This is a genomic window from Thermococcus celericrescens, assembly GCF_001484195.1.
Lineage (GTDB): Archaea > Methanobacteriota_B > Thermococci > Thermococcales > Thermococcaceae > Thermococcus > Thermococcus celericrescens.
The window spans coordinates 25,173-45,070 of the sequence record NZ_LLYW01000008.1; the positions used below are offsets into that span (position 1 = coordinate 25,173).

The following is a 19,898-nucleotide window of genomic DNA, read 5'->3' on the forward strand; positions in this document are numbered from 1 at the left end:
TCAGGATAATTTGAAGCGATTGTAAACCTTATAACCCTCTACGACGTAGAGGTTATGGAGGAACATGGCGGGCAAACTGGCTGTCTCCATCGCCATCTCGGCGTTGCTCTCTTTCCTCGCGTGGATACTTCTCCAGCTCAACCACTTCCTCGGAGTCCTCCTCTTTATCTCCGCGGTTATCATACCTCCAGCGGTTTTCAGGGACTACTACAGCAAAAGGCCCCTCCGGCTGGCACCGTTTTTGATAATCTCGCTCGTCTTGATGGCCATCCTGACGCCCCCGCCCGTGACCAGCCCAAACGTCGAGTTCGGCCTCTACTTTGCTACGGGCTGCTGGGAGAAAGGGGGAGATACCTGGCCGCTGAGGGGTGGGGAGCTTACCTACTCCTGCAACGGGACGGTTGCGTACTCAACAATCCACGTCAGCGGGGCTGCTTGGAAGTCCTCAAGGGTCAGACTTCCCCTCCTCGGCCGTTCTGTAACCCTCTATGAACCACGTGGGAAAGCTAATAATGCCTACCGCGAGGCCACGGAACGCGTCGAATCGGGGGGCTACCTAAGGCTCGTGGAGAACTACGTCACCGACTCCGACATCATAGGCGATGCTCTGTTTGTTAAGGGCGAGGAATGCATATATCTGGCCGAAACAAGGATTCTTGGGGGAGGTATCGCCGTTATCTCGGCACGGGGGCCCTGCAGGGGCGTCAAGGGGTTTGCGCTCCGCTGGCACGACGATTACCTCTGGAACGCGAGCGAGCCGCCGACTTTCGTAAGGTACCGCTTCAACTGGAGTACAGAGGACGGCATCGGGGTCGGAAGGTTTCTGCCCTCGGACTGGCCCGGCGAGTGGGTTAAGAACACCTACAAAGCCATAGAAATCGAGCTCAAAGGAACCGGATACGTCAAGCGGATGGAGAGAAAAAGCGGGGACTGCAGGTGGTCTCTGTGGACGCGGGGAGGGGAATCAATCTACGTTTCCCTCCGGGAAAAAGAAATCATTGTGCTGAGAGGGAAAATGGAAGACGTTGAAAGGACCGCGAAGGAGCTTCTATGCGGGCTGAAGAACGGCCGGGAAGCTAGAGGGCCGGCGCCTGAGGAGGTGCTCAACGCCGTAATAGGGGAGCTCAACGGGAGCTTTGCCATGAAATCCTCAAGAGAACCCACCCTCTGGGCCCTCGCTGGAAAGGAGTTTTTGACATCTGTGGGTGAGAAGAACGTCAGCGTGACCCTTCTCGTGTACGGGATTCGTGGACAGTGCGACTACGCCCGCTACCTGCTCGACACTTCCGACGGAAGAACGACCTCCATCTGTCTTGAACGCGGAGGGTATTTCGTCGCCGTGGCGGTTAAGGGGAGCGTTGAAGACACCAGCTTTGTCCTATCATCAACGGCCAGACCGAAAGGCTCTTAAACAATGCGGCGTTCCATACTCCGATGCCCCATGCAATACAGGAGTGATTGTTTTTGGCTGTCCTGAAGGTTCCCTGAATCCCAACGCTAGCCCACAGATTCTCGGGCGGGATTGCTTTTGGCGGCTTTAAACTGAGGGGGGCTCGTTTTTGGCGAGGCTGATGAGCCTCAGAAGGATTCAGGGTTAGTTCTTACTCTGATTATTCCCTCGTTTTTGGGACACATTTTTGAATCGTTAGAGGAGGTGTTAGAATGAAAGCCGTTCTGCCGGATTCCAAGATACCAAAGAGGTGGTACAACATACTGCCAGACCTTCCGGAACCCCTGGCACCGCCGCTTGACCCGGAAACCGATGAGCCCATGGAACCGGAGAAGTTGCTGAGGATTTTCGCGGAGGAGTTAGTAAAGCAGGAGATGAGCACCGAGCGCTACATTGAGATTCCGAGGAAGGTCCGTGAGCTCTACGCCAAGATAGGGCGGCCGACACCTCTCTTTAGGGCCACAAACCTCGAGAAAGCCCTGGGAACTCCGGCAAGGATTTACTTTAAGTACGAGGGTGCAACGGTGACGGGCAGCCACAAGATAAACACCGCCTTGGCCCAGGCCTACTATGCCAAGGAGCAGGGGATTGAGAAGCTTATAACAGAAACCGGAGCCGGACAGTGGGGAACGGCTTTAAGCCTGGCCGGGGCGCTGCTTGGACTCAAGGCCAGGGTTTACATGGCCCGCGCCAGCTACGCCCAGAAGCCCTACAGGAAGACAATAATGCGCCTCTACGGGGCGGAGGTCTATCCAAGCCCGAGCGAAAGGACTGAAATCGGGCGGAGATTCCTGAGGGAGGATCCCAACCATCCAGGGGGCCTTGGAATAGCCATCAGCGAGGCCATAGAGGACGTTCTCCGCGATGGGAATGCCCGCTACGCCCTCGGGAGTGTCTTGAATCACGTCCTCATGCATCAGACCGTCATAGGACTCGAGGCCATGGAGCAGATGAGGGAGTTTGAAGAGCCGGACGTTATAATCGGCTGCGTTGGCGGTGGAAGCAACTTCGCCGGCTTGGCATATCCCTTCGTTAAGGAGGTCCTCGAAGGGAAAGCCGACTACAAGTTCATAGCGGTCGAGCCCAGGGCAGCCCCCACAATGACCAGGGGAGTTTACAGGTACGACTTCGGGGATTCCGGCGGCTACACACCAAAGATGAAGATGCACACCCTCGGTCACACCTACTACGTGCCCCCGATCCACGCCGGGGGACTGCGCTACCACGGCCTCGCCCCAACGCTCAGCGTCCTCATAAACCACGGAGTAGTCACTCCGGTGGCCTATCATCAGAACGACGTTTTCCGGGCGGCGGAGCTCTTTACGAGGACCGAAGGAATAATCCCAGCCCCAGAGAGTGCCCACGCAGTAAAAGGAGCTATAGGCCAGGCCATAAGGGCAAAAGCGGAGGAAAGGGAAGAGGTCATCCTCTTCAATCTCAGCGGGCATGGACTCCTCGACCTCAAGGGATACGAGGACTACCTCGATGGAAAACTCGAGGACTACGAACCGGAGCACTTTCCGGCGCTTGGGGGCTGAGCCCCTCAAACTTTTTTCAGAAGCCTCCTCGGATAGAAGTTCAGGCTCGCCCTCGCCCTTGGGGCGTCCATGCCTATGTTTCTCCCGAGACCCATCAGATCACCGGGTCCGCGAACCTCCCACCTCGTCTCCGCGGAGCTCGTGATGAACCTCGGCACACCGTATTTGTCCACCAGCTGCCAGGTCTTCGTCATGAAGCGGAGGATCTGAACTCTCTCGTAGGGGCCAGCAGAGAGCAGGGGCGCGAGGGAGAACCCTATGGCGACTCCCCTCCGGGCGGCCATTCCCGCGAGGGTGTGGTCAAATCCCGGATCCTTTCTCCCGAACCAGGGGCTTATGAGGGCATCAACACCGTTCTCAATGGCAAGGCGGTTCACCCTCATATCGCCGCCCTGAACGTAGAGGAGGGCACGGAGGTTCCTCTTCTTTACCTCCTTTATCAGACCCGGCCTGCTTGTAACGAGCAGGAGGGCGACCTTTTCGTACCTCTCACGGAGGAGCCTGAGCTCATCCTTGAGCTCGCCCCAGTCGGGGGGACCATCAAGAACGAGCTTCCTCGTGAAGACGACCTCATCAAACCACTCACTGGCCAGCTCGTAGGCTTCCTCGCTCCTTACGTCCATCTCAACGAAGTGGTCGCGGGAGAAGGATACCTCCCGCTCCCCATCCTCAAGGGGCGTCCCGACGCTCATTCCTCCAGCCACTCCCGAACGGCTCTGACGACCGCTTCCTTCCTCATGGGGAAGGCCTTGACCTTTATCCTGACCTGCACCACGTCCGACCCCTCATCTATTTCCGACTCGCCGAGATACGCTTTCTGCTTGTTGAAGCGGACGTAGAAGGTTCCCTCCTCATCGACCTTCTCATCAAGGTGGTCCAGGAGGTAGCGCCTGTCCTCCTCGCTCAGCAACTCTTTGAAGTAGTCTATGAACAGCCTAACGGCCTTGCTCCGCTTGATTTCGACGTTGACGACTTTGATGGGGTTGCCGAAAAAGCCAGTGGTCTCGTCAATATCAAATAGTATATCATCGTCATCTATGCCCTCCGGTATGAAGGTCGCTATCGCCTCAAGAACCTTGTCCTCGTCCTCCGTTGCTTGGATGAAGGTTGTGAGCCTGATGTGGTGTGCCCTAAGTTTTGTCATTTTTCCCACCGGGAAGGGTTTGGTGAGGGGGCTTAAAAACCATTTCACTGTGTGGTTCTGAGAGAATGGCTTGACTGGTAAGGTGGCATGGGAATGTTTACGGAAAATCATAGCCCTTTAAGAGGTTTTCCAGGACCCCGTGATGCGCTTATCCCCCCACTTCCCTCACCCTCCCCTTCTCCACCAGCACGAGCCTGTCCACGAGCTTGGTTGTGGACGGCCTGTGGGATATCGCGACCAAGGTTATCCCCCGGGCTTTTATTTCCTCGATTATCTCTGCCTCTACGTCTGGATCAACTCCCGAAAGGGCTTCATCCAGGAGTAGAACCTCTGGTTTGCGTATCAGGGCCCTGGCCAGGGCTATCCTCTGCCGCTCTCCCAGGGAGACTTCCCTGTAACTGGGCCCGATCTTCTCGTCCAGGGGCAGGTTCACCCTCGCCACCTTCACTGCTTCCCTCAGCTCCCCCTCGTCGAACTCTTCCCAGAGGGTTACGTTCTCCCGAACGGTGCCGGGGAATATGAACTCGTTTGTTTCCACAAGAATTATCTTTCTCCTCAGGTTCCCGAACTCCCTGGCCGGGATGCCGTTAACTAAAACTTCCCCTTCATCCGGGAGGTAGTGGCAGGCGATTACGTTCGCGAGGGTCGTCTTGCCGCTTCCGCTCTCCCCTATGATACCGAGGCTATCCCCGCGGAGTATCTTGAGGTTCACGTTCTTCAGGATGGTGCCGTACGAGACGTTTCTCAGTTCTATACTCTCAACCTGCGTGATGGTTCTCTCCCCAAAGTTTTCCTCCTCCATGTTGAGGGCCTCATCGATTCTCTTAAGGGCTGGATAGGATTCTGGAACGTGGCCGAGGTCGTTTAAAATTACGACCAGGGGCTCTATGATCTCCCCTGCCATCATGTAGAACGCCACAAGAGTACCGGTGTCCATCCTCCAGAGGAGCCCGACCAGAATGCTGATCAGGGGCACGAGCCTGTAGAGGGTGTGGTAGAGATACCTGTACTTCAAAGACGCGAGCACGAGCCCCCTGACCGAGTTGTACCATCTCGTACACTCCTCGTTCAGTTTCCTCATAGCCCCGCTCAAAGAGTCCGTGTTTTTAATGCTTTTTCTCCCTTCGAGGTTCGTCCTTATCCTCTCAATCAGCATTGAGAACCTGTCCCTCTCCTTAGAGGACACCTTGGCGAGCTCCCCGACCTGCTTTTTGAAGAGAAGAACGGTCGCTATCAAAAACGGAAGCAGGACGAGGGAGAGTCTTGGACTAAGGAGAAAGAGGGCTATTAGGTAGGCCCCAAAGCTCACCGCGTTCACAACCAGAGCGGGTATAAGGGCGGCCGAGAGTGAGCTGACGTAGACGACGTTTGAAACCAGGTCGGTGAGGTATTCCCCGGGAGTTTTCACCCTGAATGTTTCCTCCTTTGCGTGGAGGATCTTCTCGTAAATCCTGCCTATTATCTCCACCTGCATTGCCCTCTTGGATACGTCGAGGAGGTAGGTAACCACGAAGCTCAGGGCGTTTATCAGGACGAGAAAACCTCCAAGAACTAGTATCCTGCCCGTGTTCGGGCTGTTTATCGTGTCCCTCAGCATCAGGGCAAAGCGGACGTTCAGGTACGAGACAATCAAATTCAGGAGAACGATGAGCGCCTGCCTCTTCCTCAGCGTCCTGGAAAGCTCCCAGTACTTGGAGAACGAGTACCTGAGCACGCCCATCACAGTACCTCCTTCGCAAGCGGGGGTCTTTTATCCCAGTATCCCAATGCGGATAAATAAACCTTACTAAACAATAACCTAATGTTAACAACCTTATATCATGATATACTCATTCAGAAATGTTTAGTTCCCCCGGCAACTTCAAAAGGTAAGATAAAAACAGCCATATTCACTCCGGGTCTTCAAGCTTTATTCTCTTGATCCCGACCTGCTCGTAAACTTTATCCAAGCTTTTATTTTGCCGCGTGGAATGCATCGAAGGCGTTTAAGCCTTGCCCTCTAATGCCACTGGATAACCCTCGCCATCGGTGAGTGCCGAGATTAAGTTAAAAATAGAAAAATCAACGCTCTTTCACGCCCTTAGGATTAACTTCAACTTCGAATTTCAGCGTATCAGTTGGGACAATCATCCTGTTGGCAATGTTGAACTTCGCTTGGGCTTCAAAGGACAACCGAGCATTGTTCTGCGCGGAGACGATGATAACGCTCGGATTTGCATCGAGGATCACCCCATAAGCGGGTCGCGATAGCCTCCCATTTCCAATCTTCCTTACAAAGTCATAATGGACGAACTCAACATCCCTGCCAATCTCACGACTCCTAACCTTCCATCTAAACGTGATACCATCGTTGGTTTCTTCACTAGTCGATGCAGATGCCGAATAACTGAGCAGGTTCCCGTCCACGCCTATCTGCGAGGTGTACGAGTAGTATCTTTTGGGCCCCCCGTCCGTTTGGGGGAGCCACTTGCTTATCCATACCTCCGAAAGGGGTATCTCGGCGGGAACACTGACATCAACGGTCATTTCATCAACAGCTATATCATGTCTCTTGGGTTTAGCAACCTGATGAATCTCCACTAGGTAGTAAATCATTCCAGAGGCAGTGGGAACATAGCTGAACTCCGCAGTTACCCCCATCTCCATTGTCGTCCCGATAGAAGCCTTTTTCCATGTGATCGCACCGATGTCGATCCAATTCCTAGTTCGTCCCAGCATCGATACTTCTCTAAATGTTGGCCTCTGCGAGAAGTGCTTAGCATTTTTGATAAAGTCCCTTAGGGCAGCCTCCTTTTTTACGGGCCCTTCAACAATGTAGTAATACACCCTACCGTCGGGATTCTCGTACACTCCAAGGAACGTTATTCGGGATAATTCGTGGTCGAGAACTATTCTTAGGGTTATGTTTTTGTGTTCAAGCTCTGCCAAGGCTTTCACCGCATCCCCGCCATAGAAGTACATCGTTTTTCCCAGTGATGACGGGGGGAGCTTGATGTCTAACGTATCGTTGGATTCTGTGGGCTTGATCATTGGGGGGCTTGTTTCAGCTGCCGCTATTCCTACCATCAGCAGTCCCAACAGGACTGCGAACAATGGCTTCCACTTCACGAGGTTCACCTCTTTGCAGTTTTTGCATTATTTATTAATCAACCCATCCCCATAAATTTTTCTCTCTGCTTAACATAAGAACTCTTTCTTTGTTTTTCGAGTATTAATTCGTTCCGAGTTGCATTTTTGGTTTAGAACGAATCAAAAGAAGATCAGGTAAAAGAGTTGCTCGGAAATGCAAAAGTTGAACCATGGAAGCAGAGACGTATTTCAATGGAGCTTTAAGCTACTACCACTAAGAATTTAGAATTAAAGTAAGGGGGAGAGATCACTTACCCCTACCCTGGTGGGCCCTTATGCTGGGCCTGACCTTCTCAGCGCCCTTACCCCTGTTGAGTAGGCCGCGGCTTCTCTTACCAGCGCTGGTCAGACCGCGGAAGACCCTGCCCTTGTGGGCCTTGCCGGCTATCCACGCTATCTTCGGATCGCTCTTGATGACCGGGTGGTGCGGGTCGACCATTATGACCTCAAACCACCTGTACATTCCGTCCTCGCCAACCCAGTAGCTGTTGAGAACCTCGAGGTTCGGGAACTTGCGAGCGGCCTTCTCCTCGGCGATCCACTGGAGGCTCTTCTTCGGGCTGTACTTGACCTGACCCATCTTGCTCGGCTTCCTTCCGCCCTTCCACCTGGGCCTCTTCCTTCCGCCCTTCCTGACGCGGACGCGAACGATAACGTAGCCCTGCTTGGCCTGATAGCCGAGCGAGCGGGCGCGGTCGAGCCTGGTCGGCCTCTCGGCGCGGACGACGACTGGCTCCCTCCTCCACTTGATCATCCTAACCTTGAGAAGGTCCCCAACGTAGCTCTTCTTCGGGCTCTTCCAGGCTTCCCTAATGTACTTGTACATGCTCATCTCGTTCACCTCTTCCCTGTTTGTGGTTCTCCCTTACGGGAACATCCCGCGGGTTTGCCCCGCCTAGTCGGTCGAGGTTCGAGGTTGAGTTTTTAAGGGTTGCGGAGGAATAGCCACAATGATCAGACAGAGGCTAAAGCTCTTCCTAACTTTCTTGATCGTCTACCCCTCTTAGGACGCCTATGTGTTAGTTTATCCCACTATCGGACGCTGGAGCAGGAACGTTACCTGCTATCCCCTTAAACTGCCACTAAAACTCCCATCACTTCGAGTACTTCATCGTGAGGGGGGACCGTCTCGCATTCAGTCTTTCATGAGTTTATGAGGATAATCTACTGGGCTGGATTTGCAGGTAGCTTCTGGCTCCCTGCACTTTACTTCATCCTTAAGAGCGAAGAAATGGCAAAAAGACTTGCTATAAAATCTATGTTACACCATAAGATAAAAACAATTACAGTGAAAACAAAACCGGGCTAACGTAGGGAGAGTAGGTAGTTTAAACCGTTTACCAGTGCCGGAAAAGAATCCTCAGCACAGAAAGATGAACTTCTCAAAAACGCGATGCTATAGACTGAGATTGTTTCATGAACCTTGCTTATTCTCTGGATTCCGCCCTCAACATAGAGGATCTCGCCTTTGCCCTCTAGGACAAGCTCGTTGGCCTTTTTGCCCCTAGAATTGAGATACCACATCTCAAGATCGAAGTAATTAGGCATCCAGATAACCCACTTGGATTTAGAGGCTATCTCCATAGGGTACTCCTTCTTTAGGATTGGAAGCTTTGCCGGGCCAAGTTTACGTCTCCTTCTAGCTGTTGTTCTGCTTTTTTCCATGAGAACCAATCTCAACGAACGGCCTGAGGGCACAATCCTTACCCGATTTATTCTTAATCCGTTATCCTTAAGAGAGGTGAATGAGCCCCGCCTAGTAAATCTTATGCCCACATCAGACACAGAAAACTCTAATTTCACCATTTTGATTCACCAAGAGGGTTACTTTCATGCGTTATTTATAAAACTTGTGCCCCGTGTGTTGGGCATGCTTTAAATTAGGAAAATTTTAAAGATCCCGTGCAAAAGGCTAGCTAACGGTGATACAAATGCTCCTCGATAAATTCATCTCCCTCATGAAGGAAAGGAACTTCGACGGTGCCCTGATCAGTCCCGGGACCAATCTCTACTATCTCACGGGCATCCACATCCACGAGGCTGGTGAGAGGCTCACCGTTCTGGTTGTGAGCGCCGACGGCGACTACCGGCTCCTGGCCCCGAGCCTCTATGAAAACGTTGTCAGGAACTTTCCTGTTACATTCTGGCGCGACGGGGAGAACCCTTACGACAAGCTCGCCTGGATCCTGGCGGAGTTCCACCTGTCGGGCGGGAGACTTCTCATAGAGGACACGATGCGTGCCGACTGGCTCATAAACATCTTCCGCGTCGGAAACAGGGGGTTCGAGTTCTATTCCCTCAGTTCAGTCATCAGGGAGCTTCGCATGAGGAAAGACCACAGGGAAATCGACTACATGAAGCACGCGGCGAAGGTCGTTGACAGGGTTTTTGAAGAGCTTTTGAGCTGGGACCTGCTGGGTATGCGCGAGCGGGAGCTGGCTTTGAAGATAGAGTTGGCAATAAGGGAGCTCAGCGATGGGATTTCCTTCGAGCCGATAGTGGCCAGTGGTGAAAACGCCGCCAACCCCCACCACGCGCCCGGGGACAGGCGGCTCAGGAAGGGTGACCTGGTGATACTCGACTACGGGGCGAAGTGGAAGGGCTACTGCTCGGACATCACGAGAACCATCGCCCTTGGACGGCCGGACGAGAGGCTGGTGGAAATTTACGAAGTCGTCAAAGAGGCACAGGAGAGGGCATACCGAGCCGTCCGTGAAGGTATTCTCGCAAGGGAGGTGGACGGGGCCGTGAGGGAGACGATAGCGAAAGCCGGCTACGGCGAGTACTTCACCCATAGAACCGGGCACGGACTCGGGCTGGATGTCCACGAAGAGCCGTACATTGGCCCGGACGGAAACGTGGCCCTGGAGAACGGCATGACCTTCACTATAGAACCCGGAATCTACGTTCCGGGCCTGGGTGGTGTTCGCATAGAGGACGACGTCGTCGTTCACGATGGAAAAGGAAAGAGGCTGACGCGGGCGGAGAGGGAGCTGATAATCGTATGAGCTCCCTCATAAACCCTCAATCTTTTCATCAAAGTGCACGATTCCCTTGTGTATAGTGAAAGTAACCCTATGTGTTTTGATGAACTCTTCGAGATCCGGATTCTTCCTTCTCCATTCTTTGTATCTATCGTTGGAGACTATATATGCGTCAATGTCGCGGGCGTATTTTATTATGTACTCATCTGCCTGCACTTCGGCGGGCATTAATTTTACAGTCTTAGACACGATTAGCTTCTCCAATACTTCACTGTCCTCCACATTGTGCCTGAGACTAGCATCAACGAAAACCTGTACATCAGAATATCCCAGTTCCTTCAGCTTCTCAATGACGAGCACAATGTTCCTTGCCAGAGCCTTCTCTCCGAGCTTTTTATCTCTACCCTCCCACGCCACGTTGCTCCCATCAACAATGACGGGAGGCAGCTTTGGCACGAACGACTTGCTCTCGGCATCGTATGTCCCAAGTTCCTCGTGCTTCCCCAATAGGGCAACGATGTATTTTTCCAGCTCTTCCTTACTGGTGAAGGTTCTGTAATTCCCGCTTTTTCTACCGAGGTGATACCACAGTGATCCCCTGCTAAAATATGTGTACTCACACTCCTTTAGCCATCTCCACAGGCTGTCCAAGTCAATCTTCCGTTTCTTCTGCTGAAGCGTACGGAGCAACCTAAAGACCAATGCATCTCCGTAGGTTCTAAGTTTGTAGGTTTCCTTGAGTTTCTTAAGCTCCTCATAATCAGCATAAATCTCCCGTATCAATTCCTGTCTCCTAGAATGACCCAATCCTTTGGAAACCCAGAACTCCAGTATGCTCTTGAACTTGCCCTTCTTAGCGGCAAGGTACTCCTCCCGTTTCAGGGTTCCAAGTTTAAGGGACTCAAAAAACTCTCCAAATGACTCAAAGCCTTTATCAACGGCATATTTATAAAGCTCAGCCTCGGTTGAGATCCCTAAATCCCTAAGCGTCAGCTTCTTCCACTCACCAATTCTCCCCGATTTTATCTTGCACTCTTCACCAAGGTTCAAATTGGGGGTTCCTGAAACCTTGTATGTTGTTTCAAATATGGTGAAGGGCTCGATAGACTGTAACTTACCAAGGGAACCAATGAAACCTCTTTTCTGGGCATCTAAGTATTCACGCCTATTCCTGTACCCTCTAGACGTTGCATATTTGTACTCGTCTTCACTCAAAAATCCTCCTGGCAGAATCCGCACAAACAACTTGGCTTTCTCATTGTACTTTCCAAATTTCCGTATGATCTCCGATGAGATCAGATACCCCTCAAGTGATTTTGGGCTGATCAGGATTTCCGGTTCTCCGTACCAGTTCGTATTCCGATTCCACATGTTGTATTTCCTCAATACCTTTGTCCTTTCAGAATGCAGACGATTCCAAAGAGACAGAAGTGAAGCCCTCCCACCAACAGGCATGTCACATATAATTTTAATGAGATGAGCCTCTTCTATAGTTTTCAAAGAGTACTTTTCCTTTATCAGGCTGAGTTTCTTGAATAGGTCGTATTCCCACTTGGAGGGGATATTAAGCCGCCTAGCTTCGTCGTACTCATCAAATTTAGTGAACCCCCTCTCAATTGCATCAAAATATTCGGATGCGCCTGCGAATCCTCCCGATAAGGCTTTTCTGAATGATTCACCATCAAGGAAACCAAGCTTCAAGGCGTCCACGAATTCATTAAACTCTTTAAATCCGCTGTCTATTGCATAATAGAACAATTCACCTTCAGAGTTAAACCTCAGAGTCACCTGTTTCCCCTCTTTGTTATATCCGCGTATTATTATCTCCCCATAGTCGATATCAACTTTCTCCCCAATAGACTCAATAGATTTTAGATTTTCCGATGCATCCCAAAACCCGAGCTTCACCGACAGCTCCAAATCCCCAAACGTCTTGTATCCTCTCCTTCTGAGTGCATAAAACTTGTTGCCGTCCCAGAAGTAAAAATATCTGTCAGATGCATACATAACGTCCGGTTTGTATTTATTTAAGAGGGACTTATAATCCTCATACTTTCTGACCGCGATGACGGGACCGCCCTCAATGTCATCAATATAAACTAACTCAGGATTCCCTGACATATCTCAATCACCCAAACCAAGTTTGGATGGGAACCTAAAATCTGCGGATACTTTGCTACGAATTGCTTAAATAATTTACCATGTCGAGCTGAAAGTGGACAAAAAGTCTGTCCTCTTTTGAATTTCCAAAAACCTTAAATACCCAAAGCCGTTACTCGCTCCGATGCCAATGAGGGGGGAGTGTCTTCTCCATCGCTGGAATCGCAACCATGCCTGATTTCCCGGATAACCCCCCTATTCTGGAGTATCGCTCACGCTCTTTTGAAAAAATTCTGAGGAGGTATGGCCATGGCTGAGCTTAACTTCAAGGCCATTGAGGAAAAGTGGCAGAAGCGCTGGCTGGAAGAGAAGGCCTTCGAACCGAAGGCGAATGAGAAACCAAAGGAGAAGAAGTTCTACATCACGGTCGCCTTCCCGTACCTCTCGGGACACCTCCACGTCGGCCACGCAAGGACATACACGATTCCCGACGTTATAGCGCGCTTCAAGCGCATGCAGGGCTACAACGTGCTGTTCCCGATGGCCTGGCACATCACGGGAGCGCCGATAGTCGGAATCGCCGAGAGGATAAAGCACCGCGACCCCAAGACCATACACATCTACCGCGACGTCTACAAGGTTCCGGAGGATATACTCTGGAAGTTTGAAGATCCCAAGGAGATAGTCAACTACTTCATGAAGGCCGCAAAGGAGACCTTCATCAGAGCCGGCTTCTCAGTTGACTGGACCCGCGAGTTCCACACGACGAGCCTCTTCCCGCCCTTCAGCAAGTTCATAGAGTGGCAGTTCTGGACGCTCAAGGAGGAGGGGCTGGTCGTTAAGGGAGCGCACAGGGTCAGATGGGATCCGGTCGTTGGAACTGCCCTCGGGGACCACGACATAATGGAGGGCGAAGACGTCCAGATACTGGACTACGTCATCATCAAGTTCATCCTGGAGGAGGACGGCGAGGAAATCTACCTTCCAGCGGCAACGCTGAGGCCGGAAACGGTGTACGGCGTTACCAACATGTGGCTGAACCCCAACGCCACCTACGTCAAAGCAAAGGTCAAGCGCGACGAGAAGGTGGAGACATGGATAATCAGCAAGGAAGCTGCCTACAAGCTCTCCTTCCAGGACAGGGAGATTGAAGTATTAGAGGAGTTCAAGGGCGAGAGGCTGATCGGAAAGTACGTGAAGAACCCGGTCACCGGCGACGAGGTCATCATCCTGCCTGCAGAGTTCGTTGACCCGGACAACGCGACTGGAGTCGTTATGAGCGTCCCGGCTCATGCGCCCTTCGACCACGTGGCCCTTGAAGACCTCAAGAAGGAAATCGAAATCCTGCTGAAGTACGAGGTCGACCCGCGCGTGGTTGAGGAGATAAGCTACATCTCACTGATCAAGCTGGAGGGCTACGGCGACTTCCCGGCGGTTGAAGAGGCTGAGAGGCTCGGCGTGAAGAGCCAGGGGGATGTTGAGAAGCTCGAAGAGGCCACCAAGAACATCTACAAGGCCGAGTACCACAAGGGAGTCTTCAAGATTGAGCCCTACGCCGGCAAGTCGGTCCAGGAGGCCAAAGACCTCATAGCCAAGGAGCTCCAGGAGAAGGGAACCGCGGAAATAATGTACGAGTTCGCGGAAAAGCCGGTCATTTCGCGCTTCGGCAACCAGGCGGTCATCAAGATAATCCACGACCAGTGGTTCATAGACTACGGAAACCCCGAGTGGAAGGAGAAGGCCCGTGAGGCCCTCGCGAACATGACCATCTATCCGGAGAGCAGGCGCACACAGTTCGATGCCATAGTTGACTGGCTCGACAAAAAGGCCTGCGCGAGGAAAGTTGGACTGGGAACGCCGCTCCCGTGGGACCCCGACTGGGTCATCGAGAGCCTGAGCGACTCGACTATCTACATGGCGTACTATACGATAAGCAGGCACATGAACAGGCTGAGGAAGGAGGGCAGGCTCGACCCCGAGAAGCTCACGAGGGAGTTCTTCGACTACCTGTTCCTGGAGGAGTTCAGCGAGGAGAAGGAGAGGGAGCTGGCCGAGAAGACCGGAATCCCGGCTGAAACCATCCACGAGATGAAGGAGGAGTTCGAGTACTGGTATCCGCTCGACTGGCGCTGCTCGGCGAAGGACCTGATACCGAACCACCTGACGTTCTTCATCTTCAACCACACGGCCATATTCAGGAAGGAGCACTGGCCAAAGGGCATCGCCGTTAACGGCTTCGGAACGCTCGAGGGCACCAAGATGAGCAAGAGCAAGGGCAACGTGCTGAACTTCATCGATGCCATCGAGGAGAACGGCGCCGATGTCGTCAGGCTCTACATCATGGGCCTCGCCGAGCACGACAGCGACTTCGACTGGAGGAGGAAGGAAGTTGGAAAGCTCCGCAGGCAGGTCGAGCGCTTCTACGAGCTGATAAGCGAGTTCGCCACCTACGAGGCGGAGGAGACCGAGCTTAAGGACATCGATAAGTGGATGCTGCACAGGTTGAACAAGGCCATCGAAGGGGCAACTCAGGCGCTCGAGGAGTTCAGGACGAGGACGGCAGTGCAGTGGGCGTTCTACAGCGTCCTCAACGACCTGCGCTGGTACATGAGGAGAACCGAGGGCAGGGACGACAAGGCCAAGCGCTTCGTCCTGAGGAAGCTCGCCGAGGTCTGGGTAAGGCTGATGGCGCCGTTCACCCCGCACATCAGCGAGGAGCTCTGGGAGAAGCTGGGCGGAGAGGGCTTCGTCAGCCTGGCGAAGTGGCCGGAGCCGGTTCCAGAGTGGTGGAACGAAACCATCGAGGCCGAGGAGGAGTTCGTCAAGGCCCTCATCGAGGACATCAAGGAGATAATCCGCGTGGCAAAGATAGAGGACGCCAAGAGGGCCTACGTCTACACCGCCCCGAAGTGGAAGTGGCGCGTTGTCGAGGTGGTCGCGGAGAAGAGGGACTTCAAGAGCGCCATGGCCGAACTGATGAAAGACCCGGAGATGAGGAAGCACGGCAAAGAAGTGAGCAAGCTCATCCAGCGCCTCATCAAGGAGAGGACCTTCGACGTCACGAGGATCAACGAGGAGAAGGCCCTGAGGGAGGCAAAGGGCTTCATGGAGAAGGAGCTCGGCATCGAGATAATCCTCAACCCCGAGGAGAACAAAGGGGGAAAGAAGAAGGCCGCGATGCCGCTGAAGCCGGCGGTGTTTGTGGAGTGAGTCGTTTTTTATTTCGTCGTTTTTTATTTCCCTTTTAAAGCCATTGTAATAGCCGCACCGACCGGATAAATCGGCAGGAGAGGAGTCAGAGATGCTACCTTCAGGAGCTGGGTTTCCGTGAGGGTGAGAGTTACCACCATGACCAAGCTGAGAGTGTAGACCACGAGGGGAGGCACCAGCACTTCTAAATAGGAAGAATGAATGCGACCGCCAACCAGACCCAGGACCAGCCAGTAAAGTGCTGTGGCACCCCAGATGTAAAAATTCAAATGAAGGGGGATTACAAAGGGGATGAACATCAGGACCGAAACGATCAGTGACTTCAAGGGCGTTCTTGACAGCCTGATCAGTGAGCCGAGGTAATAGGGAGGCAGTATCATAAAAACGGTAACCCAGTACCATGTTTTTCCCAACGTCAATGTGACAAGGGGCAGAGAGATAGCCAGAACGAAGCCCCCAATCGTCAGTTTCCATCGTGGTGAAGATTTGAAAGCGTATCCAACCCCAACTATTCCCAATAAGGATACGAGTTCCATCCAGCGGGCTTTGTTTAGCCACGAAAAAAAGCACAGGGTTAAAAAGAAAATTAAAAAGGCAGACTCTAGGAGTTTTTTCTGCATCTGGAAGCACCCCCTAATAGTCGTTTTCGGCATCTTCCCTAGTTCCCTCTTTTGTTGGATAACTTCCAGGCTTCCATACCTTTTTCTTAAGGTTTGGATTTGAATCCACTTGAGCACTCATGGCATGGTTCCAAGTGCTGACATATATAGCTTTGTATGACTCCCCATATTTATCACCATGGGGCCCGTGGAAAGGATTATCGAAGAATTCATCAGTTGAGTAGATTGATGGGAAATCTGCTTTGTTGTACCAAGCGTAATAATAGAAAGTCTCCATGTCCTCTATACGCCCATAGTGCATCCACCTGTAAGCATCATAACTCTTGTCCAATTCCCAAATTGGGTCATCCTCATCTTTGTAAACAATAGTAATTTCAAATATTGGTCCAACTTGAGTCATGTGTATATACCAGTAGACTTTTACAATTCCGTTGTCTCCTTCGAATGGGCCATAAGGATCCTCTCCGCCATGAAGAACACCAGGATCGCCTTTTATATCAACGAATGGCTGGTATATTGTGGGAAGCCATGAAGAAGAGCTTGTTGCTGCCGTGCTCTCTGATACTTCCTGAGTCTTGAGCCATTTCTCATACCTAATTAAATTGGCCTCTTTTTTGATATCCTGGATAATGAGATCCTTAAGTGCCCTAGAATCCTTAGAGCTAAATTTTTTGCCGGTAATGACTTCTAGTATCTGTACGAGTCTATTTATTTTCTCTTCATCAATAGTTCCAGTAGATAGATATTCGTTCTGTATCTGCAAGGTTATACTTCTCCCCACAACATACCACGGAACTAGGTTGATTGGAACCTCGTACTTCGAGGGACCCTTGGAGTCAAGCACTGCCATCTTTCCATCTATGGGGAAGGAGTACCCGCCAACTATAACATGCCCATTCCTGATGGTGATTCTTGGTAACTCCTGCATATTAGGTATGTTGTCCAAATTTTTAGTTGTTAATGCCGCTGTGCTTTCGGCAGTTACCCCAACCATAAGCAGTCCCAGCAGGACTGCGAACAATGGCTTCCATTTCATGGGGTTCACCTCCTTAAGTGGTGTGCAATAGGTTCTAATCACTTTATCTTTATGAGTTTTTCCTCTTACTTTAAGTAAAAATTCTTTCTTTTTTTCAAGTATAAATTTATTCAGAGTTAGGTTCTGCTCTTAGGATAAAACAAAAGAAGCCTGAGTAAAAGAATTGCATGGCGATACAATCGATAGTGTAAACTAAAATTAAGCCCGGTACCATTCGGGAGGAAATTCCACAAATCCAAAAATTTACTCTCGCTATTAATTCAACCCCAACTTATAAAACTTTTTCTCCGAAAAACCCTTAAGGAGGAGCCTTTTAGCATTTTCCGGTGTCTTTCATGCAGTTCAAAGAAGAAGAATTTGTAAAAAGCGTTCTTTCCAAAATCCCTCTAAGGAACGAGCTTCCTTTGCCTCCAAATTGGCTCCACATCGAGATGCTCGAACGCTTCCGCGTTCTCCAGTTCGCGCCCCTAAAAGAGGGAATGAACGTTTTAGAGGTTGGATGCGGCGCTCACGCTCTAACAACTGTCTCACTCGCTTATCTCGTCGGCGAAACCGGCCGCGTTGTGGCGGTTGATAGGGCAAGATGGCGCTTCTTCGAGGAGATAACCGATTCAGCGGGCTTAAGGCACAGGGTAATCCCTCTCAAGACCGATGCAAGAGAACTGCCTTTTCCATTCAAAGCCTTCGATTTGGCCGTTCTCGTTCACGGGGTGAGAAGCCTGAAAAATGAGAAGACGATGGTTAGGGTTTTCTCGGAGATGCTCCGCGTTGCCGGAAAGGTTTTCATAGCCGAGAGCCTTCCGATAGCAAACAACGAGCGTCAAATGGCCCACATTGAGCTGTACAATCTGCGCGAGGAGATATTTGAAGCCCTCTTCGGTGAGAAGGACGACCTTCACTACTTCTCAATGGAGGAGCTGAAGGAATTTGTAAAGCGTGCCGGAGGAAAAGTTGTCGAAAGCGGAGTCTTTGAACCCAACCTTCCGCACTACCTCGCCTACATCCCGCGGGAGTACGTGGAACGGATAAAAGACGAGAAAAAGCGCGCCGAACTCCTGAGGAGGTGGGACAAAGCCTACGAAAAGTGGAAGAGGGGTGCAGAGCACCCACCGGTCGGCTGGGTTTTGGTCAGGTGATCCCCTCTAACTTTCCCCCGCTTTCTCCCCCTTCGGGAGGAAGAACGATAGAAGGGCGCTGATGACGAGAACGCCCATCATAAAGAGAACCGCAACCTTCATAGTGTCTATGAACGATGCCCTCACAATTTTAATAACTGCATCGTGGTACCCCGGCGGAATGTTCAGCTCGCCCTGCTGCATCTTGATTATCCACTGAATCACGGCCTCCTTTATCTGCTCCTTGCTTCCCTCGAAGAGGCCCGACTCGTAAATCTGCCGGGTTATGCTGTGGATGACTCCAAGAACCAGAACCGCACCGATGAAGGCCGTTCCGAGGGATAGACCGAACTGCTTCTGGGCGTTGAAGATGCCGGAAGCGTCCGCCTGCTGCTCCGGTTTGGCGCCCATCATGGCGAGGTTGGTTATCTGAGAGAATATCAGCCCAAAGCCGGTGCCGTAGAGGGCGAGACCGATGGCGAAGTCGGAACCTTCCACACCTGGCTTAAGGACGCGCAGGACAAGGTAGAGACCAACGAAGGTCAGAACTATGCCGAGCTGGATTATCTGCTTTGGCGTGAGGTACTTCGCGAACTTCTGCCCGCTCATGGAGAATATGAACATCATTATCGAGAGTGGGACTATAACGAAGCCCGTCTGGATGGCGTTGTAGTGAAGGTACTGCTGAACGAAGACAGGAATCGTGAACATTATACCCGCGAGGGTTATCTGGAAGAAGATGCTCACCAGGTTGGCGGCGGTGAAAACCTTGGACTTGAAGATGTCCACGTCGATCAGCACGTCCTCTCCTCTGGCCTTCCTCCGCTCCTCGTACTTCCAGAATGCCGCCAGAACGACCAAGCCGGCAACCATGAGGAGCAGAACCGGCGGGTTTGATAGCGGATCCATTATGAGTACCGAGAGCGTGAGCAGGAACAGACCAACGCCGACGAGTGCCGCTCCGATAACGTCGAGCTTTATCCGCTTCTCCGGCTTGTAGTCGGAGAGTATCTTCATGTAGGCGAATATCCCCGCGGCGATGAAGGCTTCCATGAAGAAGCCAAGACGCCAGGTAATGTAAGTCGTGAAGAAACCACCTATTATCGGGCCGAAAGCCGCCGCCGCTCCACCGACGCCTCCCCAGACGCCGAAGGCGAAGGCCCTGTCCTTGCCGGTGTAGGCCTTGGTGATGTATGTAACTGTGGCGGGCATCATCATCGAGGCGCCTATGCCCTCAAGAATCGACCAGCCGAGAAGAAGAACCGCAAGGTTGGGGGCGAAAGCAGCCATCAGTGTTCCAATAGTATATATAACCAGCCCCCTGAAGAAGACCTTCTTTGTTCCCCAGATATCGGCGAGCTTTGCGCCGGTTATCATGAAGGCAGCCATTACGAGGGAGTAGAGCGTTATCGCGCCCTGAACGCCGGCCACGGTTGTGTCAAGATCCCTTACAAGGGCGCTTATAGAAACGTTCATCATCGTCGTGTCGATGAACATTATGAAGAGCGCCGCGCTCATTATGATAAGGACTCCCCACTTAGACTGTCCCATCTAGTTCACCAGAGAACGATT

General features: G+C 51.9%; 15 protein-coding genes. 5 read left to right on the forward strand and 10 right to left on the reverse strand.

Annotated features, from left to right (window positions below; genetic code table 11):
* The first annotated feature begins 64 nt into the window (after positions 1-64).
* Both APY94_RS02645 and APY94_RS02650 read left to right on the forward strand, forming a co-directional pair.
* A complete protein-coding gene (locus APY94_RS02645) occupies positions 65-1,411 on the forward strand; it encodes a hypothetical protein (protein ID WP_058938168.1) in 1,347 nt (448 codons plus the stop codon).
* Positions 1,412-1,662: 251 nt separating this feature from the next.
* Positions 1,663-2,988, forward strand: coding sequence for a TrpB-like pyridoxal phosphate-dependent enzyme (locus tag APY94_RS02650; RefSeq protein WP_058938169.1), 1,326 nt, complete (start codon positions 1,663-1,665; stop codon positions 2,986-2,988).
* Between the two features lie 5 nt (positions 2,989-2,993).
* Here the strand turns inward: APY94_RS02650 and APY94_RS02655 are convergent, their stop codons facing one another.
* From APY94_RS02655 to APY94_RS02680, 6 genes are all read right to left on the reverse strand, one after another.
* Positions 2,994-3,680, reverse strand: a complete 687-nt coding sequence (locus tag APY94_RS02655) for a Ribonuclease P protein component 3 (protein WP_058938170.1) — start codon at positions 3,678-3,680, stop codon at positions 2,994-2,996.
* Positions 3,677-4,132 (reverse strand): RNA-binding protein, encoded by a 456-nt coding sequence (locus tag APY94_RS02660; protein ID WP_058938171.1) that lies wholly within the window; start codon positions 4,130-4,132, stop codon positions 3,677-3,679. The genes APY94_RS02655 and APY94_RS02660 overlap by 4 nt, the downstream gene beginning before the upstream one ends.
* A gap of 148 nt (positions 4,133-4,280) precedes the next feature.
* Entirely contained in the window at positions 4,281-5,852 is a 1,572-nt protein-coding gene (locus tag APY94_RS02665; RefSeq protein ID WP_058938172.1) for an ABC transporter ATP-binding protein, read from the reverse strand.
* 341 nt (positions 5,853-6,193) lie between these two features.
* Positions 6,194-7,240, reverse strand: a complete 1,047-nt coding sequence (locus tag APY94_RS02670; protein WP_058938173.1) for a hypothetical protein — start codon at positions 7,238-7,240, stop codon at positions 6,194-6,196.
* Positions 7,241-7,508: 268 nt separating this feature from the next.
* Positions 7,509-8,093 carry a 50S ribosomal protein L15e gene (locus tag APY94_RS02675; RefSeq protein WP_058938174.1) on the reverse strand — a complete coding sequence of 195 codons (585 nt, stop codon included), beginning with the start codon at positions 8,091-8,093 and terminating at the stop codon, positions 7,509-7,511.
* A 473-nt stretch (positions 8,094-8,566) separates the two neighbouring features.
* Positions 8,567-9,067, reverse strand: coding sequence for a hypothetical protein (locus APY94_RS02680; protein WP_058938175.1), 501 nt, complete (start codon positions 9,065-9,067; stop codon positions 8,567-8,569).
* 125 nt (positions 9,068-9,192) lie between these two features.
* Between APY94_RS02680 and APY94_RS02685 the strand changes: the two genes are divergently transcribed.
* Positions 9,193-10,269 (forward strand): M24 family metallopeptidase, encoded by a 1,077-nt coding sequence (locus APY94_RS02685; RefSeq protein WP_058938176.1) that lies wholly within the window; start codon positions 9,193-9,195, stop codon positions 10,267-10,269.
* Positions 10,270-10,275: 6 nt separating this feature from the next.
* Here APY94_RS02685 and APY94_RS02690 read toward each other — a convergent pair whose 3' ends face one another.
* On the reverse strand, positions 10,276-12,366 hold the full coding sequence (locus APY94_RS02690; RefSeq protein WP_058938177.1) for an NYN domain-containing protein: 2,091 nt from the start codon (positions 12,364-12,366) through the stop codon (positions 10,276-10,278).
* 288 nt (positions 12,367-12,654) lie between these two features.
* Here APY94_RS02690 and leuS point away from each other — a divergent pair, with 288 nt between their 5' ends.
* Entirely contained in the window at positions 12,655-15,555 is a 2,901-nt protein-coding gene (gene leuS, locus APY94_RS02695) for a leucine--tRNA ligase (RefSeq protein WP_058938178.1), read from the forward strand.
* 23 nt (positions 15,556-15,578) lie between these two features.
* Here leuS and APY94_RS02700 read toward each other — a convergent pair whose 3' ends face one another.
* Positions 15,579-16,175 carry a hypothetical protein gene (locus tag APY94_RS02700; RefSeq protein WP_058938179.1) on the reverse strand — a complete coding sequence of 199 codons (597 nt, stop codon included), beginning with the start codon at positions 16,173-16,175 and terminating at the stop codon, positions 15,579-15,581.
* 13 nt (positions 16,176-16,188) lie between these two features.
* Positions 16,189-17,211, reverse strand: coding sequence for a hypothetical protein (locus APY94_RS02705; RefSeq protein ID WP_058938180.1), 1,023 nt, complete (start codon positions 17,209-17,211; stop codon positions 16,189-16,191).
* Positions 17,212-17,546: 335 nt separating this feature from the next.
* Between APY94_RS02705 and APY94_RS02710 the strand changes: the two genes are divergently transcribed.
* Positions 17,547-18,347, forward strand: a complete 801-nt coding sequence (locus APY94_RS02710) for a class I SAM-dependent methyltransferase (RefSeq protein ID WP_058938181.1) — start codon at positions 17,547-17,549, stop codon at positions 18,345-18,347.
* A 6-nt stretch (positions 18,348-18,353) separates the two neighbouring features.
* On the opposite strand, the gene APY94_RS02715 is transcribed toward APY94_RS02710, so the two are convergent.
* On the reverse strand, positions 18,354-19,877 hold the full coding sequence (locus APY94_RS02715; protein WP_058938182.1) for an MFS transporter: 1,524 nt from the start codon (positions 19,875-19,877) through the stop codon (positions 18,354-18,356).
* Between the last annotated feature and the right edge of the window lie 21 nt (positions 19,878-19,898).